Here is a 16,808-nt window from a genome sequence, read left to right on the forward strand (position 1 = left end):
ATACAGACAGGATAAACCCCTTCATTTCCGGTTTTGATCGATCTTTTTAAAAATTGAGGTATTTAAGAAAATAATCAAAGGTTTTTATTTATTTTTGGAAAATTAAGAGAGGAGAAAAGCAATTGAAAAAAGGGAGCGGAATGAATTCAGTCACCAAATATGTGTTAGGAATTGTCGCATTAGCTGGGGCAATTTTCTTTTCCTGGTATTTTTTTTCTGTCATCGTTTATATTTTAGTGGCAGCTGTCATTTCTTTTATCGGCAGGCCGATTATCGATTTATTAGGCCGGGTGAAGATCCGGGGCTATCGTTTGCCTGATGGTTTGAAAGCCGGAATCACGGTGATTTGCCTTTGGGGATTATTTATTCTTTTTTTTAGTACCATTATCCCGCTCGCTATCCGTGAATTTCAGTCGTTGGGCAATGTAAGTGTGTCTAATATCGTTTCCGAATTGGAAATCCCGATCGAGGATGCCGGACATTTTATGAAGCATTACGGTTTGATGGATGAGGATCAGGATGTGGATGCTTATGTGACGGATTTATTGAGTAAAGTGTTTAATGTCGGTCAGCTGAAAACCTGGTTCGGGACGGTAGCCGGAACGATGACGGATATTTTTGTCGCTCTCTTTTCCATTACGTTTATTTTATTTTTCTTTCTGAAGGATAGCCGCTTGTTTTCAGGGATGGTGATGGCGGTGCTTCCTTCCCGCTTCGAAGAACAGGCCCGGAATGCTTTGGATTCCATACAAAAATTACTGGTCCGTTATTTTGTCGGATTATTGCTCGAAGTTTTGGGGGTTATGGCTTTGAATACGATCGGACTGACGATTGTCGGTTTGGGCTTTAGTAATGCGGTTGTCATCGGTTTGGTGACCGGAGTTTTGAATGTGATACCGTATATCGGGCCTATGATCGGGGTATTTTTCGGATTGGCTGTGGGAGTCGTGTTGAATTTGGGGCTGGATTTTTACGATCAGATGCTGCCGCTGTTGATCTATATGACTATAGCGATGTTGTTGACTCAATTGATCGATAATGTTGTTTTTCAGCCTTTTATTTATGGGAGTAGTGTACACGCCCATCCTTTGGAAATATTTTTGGTGATTTTGATGGCCGGTAGTATGGCCGGTATTTTGGGAATGATTCTGGCGATTCCGTCCTATACGGTTCTGCGGGTTGTGTTGAAGGAATTTTTTAATAAGTATAAGCTGGTGAAGAAGTTGACGCAGAGCTTGAATGAATAGCTTGTGCAGGTAAATAAAACAGATCATGAAGAAAATACTGTTCTTCGGTTTATTTTTATGCTTGGGTATGACCCTCAAAGCACAATATGGAGGCGAAATGACGATCGGAGCCCGGTTGAATTACACCGGAGGCGGGAAATTAGTGACCTATGACGGGAAGATTGTCAATCTGGGATATACCATCAAAGGCATTGTTTCGCCAGGTTATTTTGTGACGAATAATATCGCCTTGGGAGCCGATCTGGCTTACGAATATATGATGGATGACGAGGGACACCAGTATACACTGGAGACAGGTGGATTTTTCCGGCTGTATGCTCCTCGTGGGGGAGTCCGGTTATACCTGCAGGGAACCAGTGGATATGGCTGGGGAAAAAGCTTTCTGAAAAAAGGACACGATGGAAAACACGAATTATGGGTGTCTACCTTGAAACCGGGCTTATGGGCGCGGCTCAAAGAGTATCTGGCTTTGGATATTAGCTTGATGAGCCTGGAATATAAAGAAGTGTATATGAGGGATAAAGTTTCCAACAAACGGGTGACCGATAGCCGGTGGCGCTATAATTGGTTGGATATCAGCTTCGGAGTGGTTTTTATTATCGGACTTTAATCACTGGAAAATTTTTATTTTCGGGCATTATTGATAAATTATTTAGAAATAGTTGTTTTTATTAATATAAATTAATATGTTGCAATTATTAATCTAAACCATTTGTATTATGAAAACAGCATTGAAAAAATCATTCGTTTTGATAGGAATAGCCTTGTTTTTTGTTTTGATGGCCTGGGCCGAACAAAAAATATGGGCTTGGGATAAAAATGTACCTGAAGAAGAGTATTGTATCTCCGGATATTTTGAAAAAAACGGTGAAAATGCAACGACAGTATATGGTTATTGCGTTTGTTTCCAAGGTTTTTGGGGGCCTCAGTGTCAATTCATAGCAGAATAATCCTATGTTGTATCGTTTTTCGATTGTTTTTCTTATAGGGCTTTGTTTGGTGGCATGTTCTTCCGGGAGTATGCAGGAAGAGTCGGTACCGGTTATTCGTTTTAAGCCTGATGAAGCCCGGACATTGAAGATGTCCGAGCTTTTCGATGGATATGAAGTGCTGACTTTTAAAGGGATCGTATGTAATAGAATCGGAGACTTTGTAAAAATGGGGGATCGGATTGTTGCGACTTCCATAGTGACCGAGGGCATGACTGATGTGGTAACCTTGAGCGTATTCGATTCTGCCGGTGAGTTTCAGCACACTCTTGGCCGGTTTGGCCGTGGACCGGATGAATATCTTTATTTGCCGCATGAAATTGTATTGACCCCTGATTCGAATGTATTAGCCGGGGATGTATTGGGTTTTCATTGCTATGCTTTGGACGGAACGTTGCTTTGGCAGAAGAAATCCGAGCATCCTTCTTATGAATATGGAGTGGGGTATTTTACGTGGATGCTGAATGATAGTTGTGCAGTATATCTAAACACACCTATTTGTGGATCGACATATCGGTCTGAGGAATGTTTGGTGAATCTGGTAAACTGGAAGAGCGGACAGTTAAAAATTTCTTATTTCCCAGGTCAGAAGGTAGGGAAATATGCTGTAAGGAATAAGTCGTATGTAGTGAATGATACCTTTTGTTATTATTCTGATATCGACAATAGTATTTATCAGGTTTCGGAAGATACGGTTACCTTACGTTATTATTTAGATAAAGGTTCTTTTAAAAACTTTCGTCTATGCGGAAAGGCTGGGTATTCAGATAATTGTTTGACTGTAATTGAGATGTCGGAAAATAATAAATATGTTTTGATTGTAGTTTTAGTGAATCAAAAATATTATTTATTGGTTTATGATAAGTTGAAAAAAGTAACCTGTAATTATGATTTAGTGGACGATGATTTGTTGTCGGTGGGAAATTTCAGATATAAACCGAATGCAGTGTTGCGATTATACCATAACTGGAACCCGGGCATGCGTCAGTGCGACGATTATATGTATTTTTATTTTCCCTCTTCTGATTACTGTATGATGCTGGACCGCTTGAAAGCCTCCTTGAATGAGGAACAATGGGAGGCCTACCGACGGGCTCACCCCGATCTCATGAAAATCTACCGGGAGCAGGGGGAGGAAGGAAATACGGTAGTTGTAGGATATCGGTTCAAATAATGATATTAAGACCGGGGATCTTAATATCATTATTTGAGTTTACGTGTGTCTACATATTGCTTAAGAGTAGTCCGCCGATGGCTCCCCAAAACAGGATCACCAATACAAATCCGATCAGCATAAAGATAAGAGTAGCTTTTGCCCAATTGGCTTTACTGACAGGAGTACCGGCACTGAAAGCCCAGACTAATAACATAATAAAATTCACAAAAGGAATACACATCAGGATCATCGTAATGATCCAATCACCGATTGTAACGATCGATTGATTCCGGGTGGTTTGCAGTTCTTGATTTTCCATGAGTTTTTTTTTAGGTAGTTATATATATTTATACTTGTAAACATACTTTTAAATAGTTACAACGGTTCAGAAGTCAAGTCGGACTGCTATCGCCGTTATAACTAAAAACCATAGGTCTCACAGGAGATTCCTTTATGCTTTTAGAAGCGCTGTTTCCAGCACTTCTTTGATATGATCCGCATAGTGGAATTTCAGCCCTTTCAGGTATTCTTTTTTGATATCGTCGATATCTTTTTTGTTTTCACTGCAAAGGATGATCTCTTTTATTCCGGCTCGTTTGGCGGCCAGGATTTTTTCGCGGATTCCCCCTACCGGTAATACTTTGCCACGGAGGGTGATTTCTCCGGTCATGGCGATGGCTTTTTTCACTTTCCGGCCGGTGAGGGCGGATACTAGTGCAGTAACCATGGTGATCCCTGCCGAAGGTCCGTCTTTGGGAACAGCTCCAGCCGGAACATGGACGTGGATGTCGTTTTCTTCGAACATCTTTTCGTCGATCCCGATCTCTTTTGCATGCGATTTGATGTATTCGAGTGCTAAAGTAGCGGATTCTTTCATCACTTCTCCCAGGTTACCGGTCAGGCTAAGATGCCCTTTGCCTTTGCTGTAGCTCGATTCTATATAGAGAATTTCTCCTCCTACGGCTGTCCAGGCTAATCCGGTCACGACACCGGGTAGTTCGTTCCCTTGATATTCCTCCCGGGAGAAAATCGGGCTTCCCAGATATTCTTTCACCTTATTTTCGTCGAGCGTAATCGTGAATTTTTTATTCATAGCGACCTTCCGGGCCACATGGCGCATAATTTTAGCTATGGTCATGTCCAGACTACGAACGCCCGATTCGCGGGTATATTTCTCGATGATCAGGTCGATGATCTCGTCTGGGATCGTTACATGCCCGGCCGTAATTCCGTGGTTTTCCAATTGCTTCGGAATCAGGTGCCGCTTGGCGATTTCCCGTTTTTCCTCCATGAGGTAACCCGTCACTTCGATGATTTCCATCCGGTCGCGCAAAGGACCTGCAATCGTGCTGAGGTCATTGGCTGTGGCGATGAACATCACTTTCGACAGATCATAGTCGATATCCAGAAAATTATCGTGAAAACTGCCGTTTTGTTCCGGGTCGAGCACTTCCAACAGGGCAGATTGAGGATCCCCCCGGAAATCGTTACCCACTTTATCGATCTCATCCAGAATGAAAACAGGATTAGAAGTTCCTGCTTTTTTGATACTTTGAAGGATTCGTCCCGGCATAGCTCCGATATAGGTCTTCCGGTGTCCCCGGATTTCCGATTCATCGTGCAATCCACCTAAAGACATCCGTACAAATTCGCGGTTCAAGGCCCGGGCTACAGATTTTCCCAGGGAAGTTTTACCTACTCCCGGAGGGCCGTAGAGGCACAGAATCGGCGATTTCATATCGGCTTTTAACTTTAAAACCGCTAAGTATTCTAAAATTCTTTCTTTTACTTTCTCCAGTCCGAAATGATCGGCATCCAGTACCTGGCGTGCATGTTCCAGATCCAGGTTGTCCTCCGAGAGGTGATTCCAGGGCAGGTCCAGCATTTCCCTCAAATAATTGGATTGTACCGAGTAATCGGGGGAAGAAGGATTCAACCGTTTCAGCTTGTTCAGCTCTTTGTTGAAAATTTCCCGGACATTCCCGTTCCATTCTTTCGTTTCGGCCAGTTCCTCCAGTTCTTTGATTTCCTCGTCGGTCGGATTACCTCCCAGTTCGTCCTGTATGGTCTTCATCTGTTGATGCAGGAAATATTCGCGCTGTTGTTTGTCGATATCCATTTTTACTTTCTTCTGAATATCGTTTTTCAATTCCAGTAAACTCACCTGCTTACTCAGGATTTCCAGTAGTTTGATCGCCCGTTGTTTCAGGTTGTCGATTTCCAGCAACTCTTGTTTATTCTGATAATCTACATCTGTATTCGAAGAGATGAAGTTGATCAGAAAAAGCATACTCTCGATATTTTTTAGCGCAAAACCTGCTTCATTAGGGATATGGCTGGAATATTTGACGATCTTGGAAGCCATATCTTTCAACGATTCTGCTATCGCATTGTATTCCGGATCGTTTTCAGGTACCCCTTCTTCTTTTTTCAAACTGATCTTCCCAACATGGTAAGGATCGTCGTAAAGGATATCTTCCAATAAAAACCTTCTCTTGCCTTGAATGATGGCTGTGGTGGTTCCGTCCGGCATTTCCAGTATTTTCAGGATAGAAGCTACTGTTCCGATCTGGTAAAGATCGTTTATATCCGGATTTTCAGTATTGGTATCTTTTTGTGCAACTACTCCGATCAGGGCACTCTGCCGGTAGGAATCTTTGATCAACTTTAAAGATTTATCCCGTCCGATGTTGATCGGAATGATTACGCCCGGAAATAATACCGTATTCCGTAGCGGTAAAATTGGCAGTGTGTCAGGAATCTGCATATTATCATTCAGCAGTTCTTTCTCGTCCCCCATGATGGGTAGGAAATCTGCCGAATCTTCTCCCATGTTCTGTAATAACACTGCTTTCAGATTTATTTTATCCATTTATTCGTCCTCTCTTGTTTTATGGTTATAAATTTTTATACGAGTAACAACTGACATTTTGTCAATGTTTTGTGTAAAAATAGAATTCATTACCTATAGCACAAATCCTGTGCCACAATTGAGTAGGGAGCATTTTGTTCCGAATGCTGATTTTGCTTAGGGAATAGAGGGAAGGAAATAAAAAAAGCGAAAAGTCTTCTTTTCGCTTTTTTTATTTCATTTAGAGAGAAACGATTATTTTTTTCTTTTTTCCATGTGGTCCTTGTAACGGTTCATGAATTTATCTACACGACCGGCAGTATCCACCAATTTCACTTTACCGGTATAGAACGGGTGTGAAGTGTTGGAGATTTCCATTTTTACCAACGGATATTCTACACCATCGATCTCGATGGTTTCTTTTGTTGCTGCAGTTGATTTAGTAATGGTAGTCGTGCCATTAGACATATCTTTAAATACTACCAGTCTGTAATTTTCAGGATGTATGCCCTTTTTCATTGTATGTAAAATTTTATAATTATTCTTTCCATTATCGGACGGCAAAGATAGCTCATCTATTATTAATTACAAAGAAAAATGAAGACTTTTTTTCGATGCTGGTTTTGAATGAGTTACTTTTAAATTTCCCTATTGAAGAATTTAATCTGTTCATGCAGGATAAATGCTTCGAGGGTTTCCGGTGTCTCACTGATTTTTCCCCGTTTCAGGGCATTGAGTAATTCTGCCCGGTCGTCGGCAAACAGGATGAGCAGGGGATGCTCTTCTTTCAGTTCCAAAAAGTTGATGAGCAGGATACCGGTTTCCAGATTGCAATAACCGAATGGCTTGATATGCATAAAATCGTACATGAAGTTGGCCACAATTTTAATGTTCTCGCTTACACCGGCTTCGGTTAGTTGTACATCGGTAGTCCGGCACAGATTGTCGAGCAGGAGGGGGATTTTACGGAAATCAGCCAAAGGGTATACTTCGTCATAATCCTCGCCGAGGCGGAAATCTCCTAACGAAGTATCGTAACGTCCCACAGAAGTAGTCGTTTCGCCACCGGTATGCTTCATGATACGGGCAGAAACCGCTCTGACAAACGTGAGGTCTAAAGGCTGGCGAAGGGCTGCTTGTTTTTCACAATATTGCCAGGCTTGCCAAAGATCGTAGGCTTGACGGGTTGTCTCTGTCGATTGAGGTTTACCGGTACTGACGATGTTCTCGAATATTGTCGGTGGAAGGTTGTGTCCGCCCAACCGGAAAGTTTCGTATAAAAACAAATTCCGGACATAATTTTGATGTATCTGAGTCCGGGTGTCGGGTCGGGTGAGGTATGCTTGCCTTAATGTCAAATAGTCCTGTAACATATTTTTTTCTTAAACATACGTTGGAATCGGCTGAAAGTTTACTTTTATGACGGTTTGGAGCTTAAACTTTGGGGATTATCCGAACTTGGGCTAATTTTGTCGATCTAAAATGAATGGATATGGAGAAACTGCTTAGCGGGGATTTCCCTTTTTATCGGTTCCGGAATTTATCCGCTTATCCGGAATTGATGCATTTTGTCTCTTCGGGAGTTAAAAATATCGGATTTTCCGATCGGGAAAATCCTGAGATCATACAGCATAATCGCAGGAGCCTGGCGGAAGCTGCAGGATTTGAGGTAGAGCGGCTGATTACCGCCCGGCAGGTACATTCGGCGACAGTGCGGATCGTTACGGCTGAGGAAGCCGGGAGAGGGGCTTTGGATAGGGAAAGCCGTATTCCGGCAACGGATGCTTTGGTGACGAATCAGCCGGGGATATGTCTGATGGTGTTGTCTGCCGATTGTGTCCCGGTACTCCTGTTCGAACCGGAGAAAAGGGTGGTTGCCGCAGTACATGCCGGATGGAGAGGAACAGCGGCAGAAATAGTCGGGGTAACCGTGCGGGTAATGCAGGAGCATTTCGGATGTGATCCCCAACGGGTAGTGGCGGCTATTGGCCCCTCGATCGGGAAATGTTGTTTCGAAGTCGGAGAGGAAGTGGCCCGGGTGTTTCAACAGTTATTTCCCGGTAATCAGGCGATCGTTGGTCTGGGAAAGCAACCGGGAAAATACCAGGTGGATTTGTGGGAAGCTAACCGTAAAGAATTGCTGGCATGTGGGGTGAAAAATGAAAATATAGAAGTGGCCGGTATGTGCTCGGTCTGTCATCCGGACCTTTTCTTCTCCTATCGGAGAGAAGGGGAGAAAGCGGGGAGGTTCGGGGCAGGGATCGGGATGAAAAGCTAGAGGTTAAAAAGCTGAAAGCAATAAGCTAGAGGCTAAAAGCTAAAGGCTAGAGGCTAGAGGCTAAAAGCTAAAGGCTAGAGGCTAAAAGCTAAAGGCTAGAGGCTAGAGGCTAAAAGCTAAAAGCTAGAAGCTAAAGGCTGGAGGGTGAAAGCGATTAAGGAGGACGAACGTTTTCGTAAATTGCTGGGACAAAAATAATCGGATGGAGCATAACTTTGGGCTGAATATTATATTTTTGTATCGGTTTTCGAAGCTAATCCGCTCATTGCTTTTAGTTTATTGCTTTTAGCCTTTAGCTTATAGCCTTTTACCTTTTACTTTAACTATGTTACCAGGTATTTTTATTGTACTTTTCTTTTTTGCGCTCGGCGAGTTGGTGGGATGGCTGGTGAACGGTTTTATTCCCGGGAGTGTGATCGGGATGATGTTGTTGTTTACCGCTTTATGCCTGAAGTGGGTCAAGCCTGAACGTATCAAGCCTGTTGCCCGGTTTCTTTGTGATAACATGGCTTTGTTTTTTGTTCCTGCCGGGGTTGGGATTGTGAATGCCTTAGATATATTATCTCAGTATTGGCAGGCGGTATTGGTGGCCTGTGCCGTCAGTACGGTGGTGGTGATCGTCGTCGTGGCTTCGATACAACAATGGTTTGAGAAACATCGGAAAGGGGCGGAAGACCGTTGATTTAGAAATGTAAATGCTGTTTGGCTTATGACTGTTTTATTAAATTCCGAAATATTCATATTAACCTTGGTGATCGGGGTGTATCTCGCTGCTGTATGGTTGTTCAGAAAAACAAGACTGAGTATCCTGAATCCGTTGTTGGTATCTATACCCGTATTGGCGCTGATCACTCATTTCCTGGGGATTTCCTACGAGTCGTTTGAAAAAGGAAGCCGGATAATTAGTTTTATGCTTGGACCGACAGTTGTCGTATTAGGGTATTTACTCTACGAACAGATCGCCCAATTGAAAGAAAATGCTGTTTCTATCATTACTTCGGTATTTGTCGGTTGTATAACCGGGGTATTGAGCGTGATTTTTATTGCCCGGTATTTCGGTGCCGATCATGCTTTGATCGCTTCGTTAGAGCCGAAGTCTGTGACTACTCCGATCGCGATGAGTATTGCTGAACGGTCGGGAGGGATACCGGCCATTGCGGCCGTGGTGGTGATTGTCGTCGGTATTTTCGGTGGCTTGGTCGGTCCTTTTATTCTGGAGCGTTTAGGAATCAAAAGCCGGATTGCGCGTGGGTTGGCTTTAGGTTCTGCAGCCCATGGTCTGGGGACTGCCAAGGCCATGGAACTGGGAGCGGTAGAAGGAGCGATCAGCGGATTAGCCATCGGTGTGATGGGCATTATGACCGCCATTTTAGTGCCCGTGATCGAGTTGTTTATCGCCTGAACTATTTCAGATTCTCCAGTATTTCTTGTAAGGATTTGCCAGTTCCCTTTCAGGTCCGACAATTGACATTTTTCTCCCCGTACATTTTCAAGGATCGTTTCCGGTAGAGGGGCGCCAGGGGGGATGTGTTTTTTATTGTTCATTTCCCGAAGGTATTTTTCCCCTTTATCCGGTAAGATCTCTGCCATTTTCTTTACACGTGCCAGTTCCTTTTCGAAACGGTCGCTATAGGTGTAACTCATCACGTAGCGGGCGATGATGTTGTCGGTTGTCGACCGGATCAGCGCTAGCACGGTGAAGTGGGTTTTGAGCTTTTCTATTTTTTCTTTGGGAGTCCGGGCAGGACATACATATATGAAAAGAGTTAATGAGTTATAGAGTTGAATTAACTTGATATCCTTATAACTTACTAACTCTACAACTCTTTAAACTCAGTAACTCTTTAAACTCATCAACTCTCTTTCAGCTCTGCAATAATCTCGCGGAAGAGAGCGGTCATGCGGGGTTGGGCTGTATTGCCGATGTCCTGAACTTCGGTGTGGTTGGTTTTGATCAGTTCCGGTGAAGCCGTACTATTGGTGATTACCGACATACCGAAACATTCCATACCCATATGGCGGGCTACAATGATTTCGGGTACGGTGGACATGCCTACAGCATCTCCTCCGATAACCCGGATCCAGTTGTATTCTGCCGGTGTCTCGAAAGAGGGACCTTGCAGGCCGGCATATACACCGTGCTGTAACGGAATACCTAATTTTTTTCCGCATTCTTCTGCCAGCCGGATGATTCTGGGACTATAAGCATCGGTCATGCCGGGGAAGCGGGGCCCGAGCTCGTCGATGTTTTTCCCTCGCAGCGGATGTTCCGGGAAGAGATTGATATGGTCGGTGATGATCATCAGGTCGCCCACCAGAAATTGAGTGTTGACACCACCGGCAGCATTGGAAACGAAGAGATACTTCACGCCTAATTCATGTAATACCCGGATAGGAAAAGTGACTTCTTGCATCGGATAACCTTCATAAAAATGAAAACGTCCCTGCATTGCGATTACGTTTTTCCCGCCGAATTTCCCGATTAATAGATTTCCTTTGTGTCCTTGGACGGTGGATACCGGGAAATGAGGAATTCCGGCATAGGGAATCGTATGTTTTATTTCTATCGATTTGCCTAATTCTCCTAATCCTGTACCCAGGATGATACCGATCCGATATTTTTCCCCTTCCAGAAAACGGGAAATATAAGCTGCACTATCTTTGATTTTTCCTAACATATTCTGATATTTCGTTTAATAGTAAATCGTCTTGGTCGATAAATACGGGTTCCACCGGAATATAATAAATCACCCTTTGCAATTCTTCGGGTAAGGGACAAGCTTTCAGCCGCACCGCATCTTTTTCGGTGGTGAATATATATTTCTTCGGATTTTCGATGGATTCGAAAGCCCGGGCAATCTGCTGAAAATCTTTTTTGGAGAAATGATGATGATCCGGATACCGGATTCCGGTGATATCCGAGGTGAAAGTTTTCAAATGATCGATATAAGGACCGGGTTGTGCTATGCCTGTCAGGCACAGGATACTGCTACTTCGGTCCGGTACGATAGATTCGTATTGCGGGAAAAGAGGCTTGATCTTACCGTATTCCAGGGTGGTGAAGAAGAGTTGTTGATAAGGCTTTATCTTTAAGTGTTTGGATAAAATCCTCTTTTCTATCGGTTGGATACTTTTAGGACATTTAGTGACGATAATATAGTCAGCTCGCTTCAGTGCTTGTACGCTTTCCCTTAACCGGCCTGCCGGAAGCAGACAATCTTCGTGTACCGGACGGTTATAATCGATCAGAACGATATTTTTGTCGGCTTGTACATATCGGTGTTGGAAAGCATCGTCCAGCAGGATCACTTCGGGAGGTTCCGGTAAGGCAAGAAGTTTTTGGATTCCTCTCACTCGGTTACCATCACAAGCTACCAGAATATCCGGGTATTTACTTTTGATCTGCATCGGTTCGTCTCCGATTTCAGCGGCGGTAGAATGTTCGTTGGCCAGGATAAAGCCTCTGGTCTTGCGTTTATATCCCCGGCTAAGACAGGCTACCCGGAATTTCTTTTTTAGCTCCGAGATGATCAGTTCTGTATGAGGCGTTTTTCCGGTACCTCCTACAGTGATATTACCGACACAAATAACCGGAATCCTGAAAGTTTGTGATTTCAGGATTCCGATATGAAAAAGAAAATTACGTACTCCGGTGACAACACCATAAATAACACTGAGCGGCAGCAATATTATTTTGACAAATGCCATGGCCGTGGTTTTTGTTGATAAATAGCTCGTGAACTTGCTAGTTGAATGCAATATCATAGGGAATACGTGCCAGTAATCCCTGGTTTTCTACCTTATTTTTCATCTGTTCCCAAGTCGTATAGAAAGTGCCTAGTTCTTCTTTCAACAGGCGTGCTTTTACTTCTGTCGTAAACTCGGCGAATAATTCCTCTATCGGACTTTTTACTACCGGATATTCCGTCAGGTTGTATTTTTCGATACCGGCTTTCTGAGCCGCAATCCGAATCGCATCTTCTAATCCTCCCAACACATCTACTAAACCGATTTTCAGGGCATCTTCTCCGGTCCATACCCGTCCCTGAGCGATGGCATGAAGTTCGTCATGGGTTAAACCGCGGCCGGACATAACACGGCTCAGAAAGGTTTCATACCCCTGATTGACATAGTTTTGCAGTACATTCCTTTCGTAGGGAGTTAAAGCCCGGTTACTGACCGGTAAAGGGAGGGGATAGCTTCCGCCGAAATCACTGTGATCGTTGGTTTTGACTACATCGGTATGGATTCCCATCTTATCTTCGATCAGTTTTTCGCCACTGAAAAACATACCGAAGATTCCGGTCGAACCGGTCAAAGTCGTCGGTTCGGCGACGATGGTGTCGGCTGCACACGAAATGTAGTATCCTCCTGAAGCTGCTACATTACCCATAGAAACGATCACCGGTTTGGTTTGTGTGGCTAGTTCGACTTCCCGCCAGATAATGTCGGAAGTCAGGGCACTGCCTCCCGGTGAGTTTACGCGCAGGACGATGGCTTTCACAGTATTGTCTTCCCGGATTTTACGGATTGTTTTTGCGAGCTCCGGCCCTATGGTATTATTTTTTTGCTCCAGTCCGATTTCTCCGGAAGCATATACGACGGCAATTTTGTCTTTATTAAATTCGATCGGTACTTCCGGAACCGAGGCATTCTGATAATCGGTCAGAGCAATCTGGTTCAATGGATCCGAACTTCCTACCCCACATTTCTCCTTCAATAAGGCAAGCATCTGATCTTCGTAGAGAACACCGTCGAAGAAACCGAAATCCTGAAATTGGCGGGTAGTGTAGAAATCGAAACGATTCGCCAGGGCATTGATCGAATCGACGGGGATGTTCCGGCTTTCTGCAATTCCTTTCACAATCGTCCCCCAGGAAGAATCGAGGTATTTCTGTACCTGTTCCCGGTTGGCAGGACTCATTTCGTCGGAGATAAAAGGCTCTACGGCCGATTTAAATTTACCGACTTTCACTACTTCGGGTTGTATGCCCAGTTTGGCCAGAGTCTCTTTGTAAAAAGAGATGCTACTGCTCATTCCGGTTAACAACAAAGGTGTTTCGGGGTTTACAAAGATTTTGTCGGCAACGGTAGCCAGATAATAACTTTTTTGGGAATATCCCAGATTCGAATAACTGTAAATAAACTTTCCGCTTTCCTTGAATTTTTGTAAAGCGTTCCGGATTTCCTGAGTAAAGGCCAGGGCTCCGAAATTTCCCTGAATTTCGGTCAGGTCCAGATAAATTCCCTGGATACGCGAATCCTTGGCTGCTTTTTGTATGCTGGCTAATATTTTATTTAATCCCAGATTTTTCTTTGGAGTGAATGAGAGAAAATCGATATTGTCGAGCGGATTGTCGGAAGTCCGGTCCAGAATTTCTCCTTCCAGTTTAATAGTTAAGATACTATTATTTTTTACAGTAACTGTTTTTTCTGAAAAAGAAGCGATGGCTCCGATAAACCCGATAAAAATAAAAAACAGAATAACATGGACAATCATTATACCCACAATAGTCGCCAGGGTATATTTCAAAAAGCTCTTCATCTCCGAATATTTTGAATATTTATTACAATACCTACAAATGTAACCATATAATTGATTTAAGACAATATAAAATTGAAGTTATTTTTGTTTTACGCCTTTTTTGATAACTTTGAATGATTGAATCGGATTTTAAATTGATGGGCGGTTTAGGAGTGATGATTGGCGATTAGAAGTTGATACAGAGTTTGTTGATATGGATAGTTTGTTTTTCGGCAGTCGTTTGCCGTTCTTTTAAATAAGCGATATGAGTAAATTTGCAATTACCGGAGGAAGAAGACTGAAAGGGGAATTATGTCCTCAGGGAGCTAAAAATGAGGCATTACAAGTGATCTGTGCCTGTTTACTGACCAAAGAAGAGGTAACCCTATCCAATGTCCCTGAGATTCTGGATGTTTTGAAGCTGATCGAATTATTGCAGGGGATGGGCGTACAGGTCGGACACCCTGCACATGGAGAATTTGTCTTCAAGGCTTCGGATATCAACTTTGATTATTTCGAAACGGAAGATTTTTATAATAAAGCGGTCAGTCTGAGGGGGTCTATCATGATTCTCGGGCCACTATTGGCAGTCTACGGGTGTGGATTGATCCCTAAGCCCGGTGGAGATAAAATCGGCCGGAGGCGGTTGGATACTCATTTCCTGGGTTTTGAGAAATTAGGGGCTACTTTCGATTATAATAGTTCGGAAGGTTGCTTCCGGGCTTCGGCTGAGAAATTACGGGGATGTTATATGTTGCTCGACGAAGCTTCGGTGACAGGTACGGCTAATATTATTATGGCTGCGGTATTGGCAGAGGGAATGACTACGATCTATAATGCGGCTTGTGAGCCATATATCCAGCAATTATGTCTGATGCTGAATGCGATGGGCGCCCGGATTTCGGGGATTGCTTCGAATCTTCTGACCATAGAGGGAGTAAAGGAGCTGAAAGGTTGTCATCATCGTTGTCTGCCCGATATGATCGAAGTGGGAAGTTATATCGGATTGGCTGCGATGACCCGTTCGGAGATTACCATCCGGAATGTGAATATACGCCAATTGGGAATCATTCCCGATTCTTTCCGCCGTCTCGGTATCCGGATCGAGGAACGCGGAGACGATCTGTATATTCCGCGTCAGGAGCATTATATGATCGAGGATTTTATCGATGGCTCGATTCTAACGGTTGCGGATGCGCCCTGGCCCGGTTTGACACCCGACTTACTGAGTGTGTTCCTGGTGGTCGCTACCCAGGCTAAAGGAAGTGTGTTGATTCATCAGAAAATGTTCGAGAGTCGCTTGTTCTTTGTAGATAAGCTGATCGATATGGGAGCTAAGATTATCCTTTGCGATCCCCACCGGGCGACAGTCATCGGACAGAATCACGAATCACAGTTAAGGGCTACCAAAATGACCTCTCCCGATATTCGGGCCGGTATTGCTCTGTTGATCGCCGCTCTATCGGCTCAGGGAGTCAGTACAATTCATAATATCGACCAGATCGACCGGGGGTATGAGCATATCGATGAAAAATTGAATGCGATCGGTGCAGAGATCCGAAGGATCGGATGATACTTGGTTTAAAGGTAGAATTATTCTGTCGTTACTTATTCGTCTTCGGTGATCGGAATTGTCGACCCGGTCGCTTCTGTCGGTCGTCTGGCTTTTTCTATCACTGACCGGCGGAACTCCTCGCAAGCTCGTCAGACACCACCGGTCGGGCGTTCAGAAAAAGTAAGACGACACTCGCCAGAGCTCCAATGGTCACCAATCCCGATCACCTCCGACTAACGTTATCACTGAATTGCAGATTAGTCTTGATTTAAGAAAGCTTATTCTCACTGGAAATAATCCGGACGGTCCGGCTTCCTGCTACTGCAAATTTCTGGCTGTATTTTCTTTGCCGGTTAGCTCTGCCGTGAGATGCAGGGTTTTATGCCGGAAGACCATTGGAGCGGGAACGAGGATCCGGTTAGGTTTTCCGAACGCCCGACCGGTGGTGTCTGAGCGAAGCGAGTTCCGCCGGTCAGTGAAGGAAAACCTTACCGGACCGGTCCAGGCGAACCGGTCTGACGGTATAAAACCCGAAATCGGAATAGATAGAAAAAAATAAACCTACTTTTAAAGTAGTTAAATAGGTTTCAACGGTTACAAAAGTTTTAAAAGTCAAGTCTAACCGTTGAAACCATGGTAACTTATGTAATCGCTGTAACTAAAAAAGTTTTATTCATCCAGTTTATTTTCTTGCTTGCTGAAGCTTCGAAGCAAGATTAGTCCGGAAGTTTTCGGGCCTGTAGCTTATCCGGACATTCTTGCAGTAAGGTGGCGATTGTTTTCTGAAATACCGGATGGACAAAATCCGGTAAGATTTCTGCCAGAGGAGTCAGTACAAAATTGCGTTCCTGCATACGGGGATGAGGAAGTATTAAATCCGGCGTATTCAGAATGACAGAATCATAAAATAACAGGTCGATATCGATCGGACGGGAAGAATAGCGGGGTCCGCCGGCAAGTCTGATCCGTCCTAAGCGTTTTTCTGTTTCGAGACAACGTTGTAAAAAATCGAAGGCCGATAACCGGGTTTGAAAAACAACGACCTGGTTGAGAAAGTTTTCATCACATTCGAAGCCCCAGGGGGCTGTTTCGTAAAACGACGAAGCCATTACCCATTGCTCTGTCGATGACAATATTCGAATGGCTTCTGTTATAAGCTGGCGTTTATTGCCGGAATTGCTTCCCAGTATGGTGACTACCTGCATCTT

General features: G+C 43.9%; 16 protein-coding genes. 8 read left to right on the forward strand and 8 right to left on the reverse strand.

The annotated features are described in order from the left end of the window. Positions 1–140: 140 nt before the first annotated feature. The 4 genes from ODOSP_RS15515 (at position 141) to ODOSP_RS15530 (ending at position 3,410) form a co-directional block, all read left to right on the forward strand. Positions 141–1,247 carry an AI-2E family transporter gene (locus ODOSP_RS15515; RefSeq protein WP_013613244.1) on the forward strand — a complete coding sequence of 369 codons (1,107 nt, stop codon included), beginning with the start codon at positions 141–143 and terminating at the stop codon, positions 1,245–1,247. Between the two features lie 25 nt (positions 1,248–1,272). Beyond that, entirely contained in the window at positions 1,273–1,857 is a 585-nt protein-coding gene (locus ODOSP_RS15520) for a hypothetical protein (RefSeq protein ID WP_013613245.1), read from the forward strand. A 109-nt stretch (positions 1,858–1,966) separates the two neighbouring features. Further along, positions 1,967–2,197, forward strand: a complete 231-nt coding sequence (locus ODOSP_RS15525) for a hypothetical protein (protein ID WP_013613246.1) — start codon at positions 1,967–1,969, stop codon at positions 2,195–2,197. Positions 2,198–2,201: 4 nt separating this feature from the next. Next, a complete protein-coding gene (locus ODOSP_RS15530) occupies positions 2,202–3,410 on the forward strand; it encodes a 6-bladed beta-propeller (RefSeq protein ID WP_013613247.1) in 1,209 nt (402 codons plus the stop codon). 49 nt (positions 3,411–3,459) lie between these two features. On the opposite strand, the gene ODOSP_RS15535 is transcribed toward ODOSP_RS15530, so the two are convergent. The 4 genes from ODOSP_RS15535 to ODOSP_RS15550 all read right to left on the reverse strand — a co-directional run bounded on the left by ODOSP_RS15535 (position 3,460) and on the right by ODOSP_RS15550 (position 7,616). After that, positions 3,460–3,711 (reverse strand): hypothetical protein, encoded by a 252-nt coding sequence (locus tag ODOSP_RS15535; protein ID WP_013613248.1) that lies wholly within the window; start codon positions 3,709–3,711, stop codon positions 3,460–3,462. A gap of 132 nt (positions 3,712–3,843) precedes the next feature. Then, a complete protein-coding gene (gene lon, locus ODOSP_RS15540) occupies positions 3,844–6,264 on the reverse strand; it encodes an endopeptidase La (RefSeq protein WP_013613249.1) in 2,421 nt (806 codons plus the stop codon). 234 nt (positions 6,265–6,498) lie between these two features. Beyond that, positions 6,499–6,762: a type B 50S ribosomal protein L31 gene (locus ODOSP_RS15545; RefSeq protein WP_013613250.1), complete on the reverse strand. Its 264-nt coding sequence runs from the start codon at positions 6,760–6,762 to the stop codon at positions 6,499–6,501. A 119-nt stretch (positions 6,763–6,881) separates the two neighbouring features. Next, positions 6,882–7,616, reverse strand: coding sequence for a Fic family protein (locus ODOSP_RS15550; protein WP_013613251.1), 735 nt, complete (start codon positions 7,614–7,616; stop codon positions 6,882–6,884). Positions 7,617–7,735: 119 nt separating this feature from the next. On the opposite strand from ODOSP_RS15550, the gene pgeF reads away from it, so the two are divergent. The 3 genes from pgeF to ODOSP_RS15565 all read left to right on the forward strand — a co-directional run bounded on the left by pgeF (position 7,736) and on the right by ODOSP_RS15565 (position 9,923). Next, on the forward strand, positions 7,736–8,521 hold the full coding sequence (gene pgeF / locus ODOSP_RS15555; RefSeq protein ID WP_013613252.1) for a peptidoglycan editing factor PgeF: 786 nt from the start codon (positions 7,736–7,738) through the stop codon (positions 8,519–8,521). Positions 8,522–8,846: 325 nt separating this feature from the next. Further along, positions 8,847–9,203 (forward strand): CidA/LrgA family protein, encoded by a 357-nt coding sequence (locus tag ODOSP_RS15560; RefSeq protein ID WP_013613253.1) that lies wholly within the window; start codon positions 8,847–8,849, stop codon positions 9,201–9,203. Positions 9,204–9,230: 27 nt separating this feature from the next. Continuing rightward, the gene (locus tag ODOSP_RS15565) at positions 9,231–9,923 is read left to right on the forward strand and encodes an LrgB family protein (RefSeq protein ID WP_013613254.1); all 693 of its coding nucleotides are present in this window, start codon (positions 9,231–9,233) and stop codon (positions 9,921–9,923) included. A 451-nt stretch (positions 9,924–10,374) separates the two neighbouring features. Here ODOSP_RS15565 and ODOSP_RS15570 read toward each other — a convergent pair whose 3' ends face one another. From ODOSP_RS15570 to sppA, 3 genes are read right to left on the reverse strand one after another with little or no spacing between them, the layout of a single operon-like run. Then, positions 10,375–11,199, reverse strand: a complete 825-nt coding sequence (locus ODOSP_RS15570; RefSeq protein WP_013613255.1) for a purine-nucleoside phosphorylase — start codon at positions 11,197–11,199, stop codon at positions 10,375–10,377. Further along, entirely contained in the window at positions 11,177–12,229 is a 1,053-nt protein-coding gene (gene lpxK, locus ODOSP_RS15575; protein ID WP_013613256.1) for a tetraacyldisaccharide 4'-kinase, read from the reverse strand. Before lpxK ends, ODOSP_RS15570 begins: the two co-directional genes overlap by 23 nt. 37 nt (positions 12,230–12,266) lie before the next feature. After that, positions 12,267–14,066, reverse strand: coding sequence for a signal peptide peptidase SppA (gene sppA / locus ODOSP_RS15580; RefSeq protein WP_013613257.1), 1,800 nt, complete (start codon positions 14,064–14,066; stop codon positions 12,267–12,269). A 244-nt stretch (positions 14,067–14,310) separates the two neighbouring features. Here sppA and murA point away from each other — a divergent pair, with 244 nt between their 5' ends. Then, the gene (murA, locus tag ODOSP_RS15585) at positions 14,311–15,618 is read left to right on the forward strand and encodes a UDP-N-acetylglucosamine 1-carboxyvinyltransferase (RefSeq protein WP_013613258.1); all 1,308 of its coding nucleotides are present in this window, start codon (positions 14,311–14,313) and stop codon (positions 15,616–15,618) included. Between the two features lie 698 nt (positions 15,619–16,316). On the opposite strand, the gene folK is transcribed toward murA, so the two are convergent. Further along, positions 16,317–16,805, reverse strand: coding sequence for a 2-amino-4-hydroxy-6-hydroxymethyldihydropteridine diphosphokinase (gene folK, locus ODOSP_RS15595; RefSeq protein ID WP_013613259.1), 489 nt, complete (start codon positions 16,803–16,805; stop codon positions 16,317–16,319). Between the last annotated feature and the right edge of the window lie 3 nt (positions 16,806–16,808).

Origin of the sequence: Odoribacter splanchnicus DSM 20712 (genome assembly GCF_000190535.1) — a bacterium.
Classification (GTDB): Bacteria; Bacteroidota; Bacteroidia; order Bacteroidales; family Marinifilaceae; genus Odoribacter; species Odoribacter splanchnicus.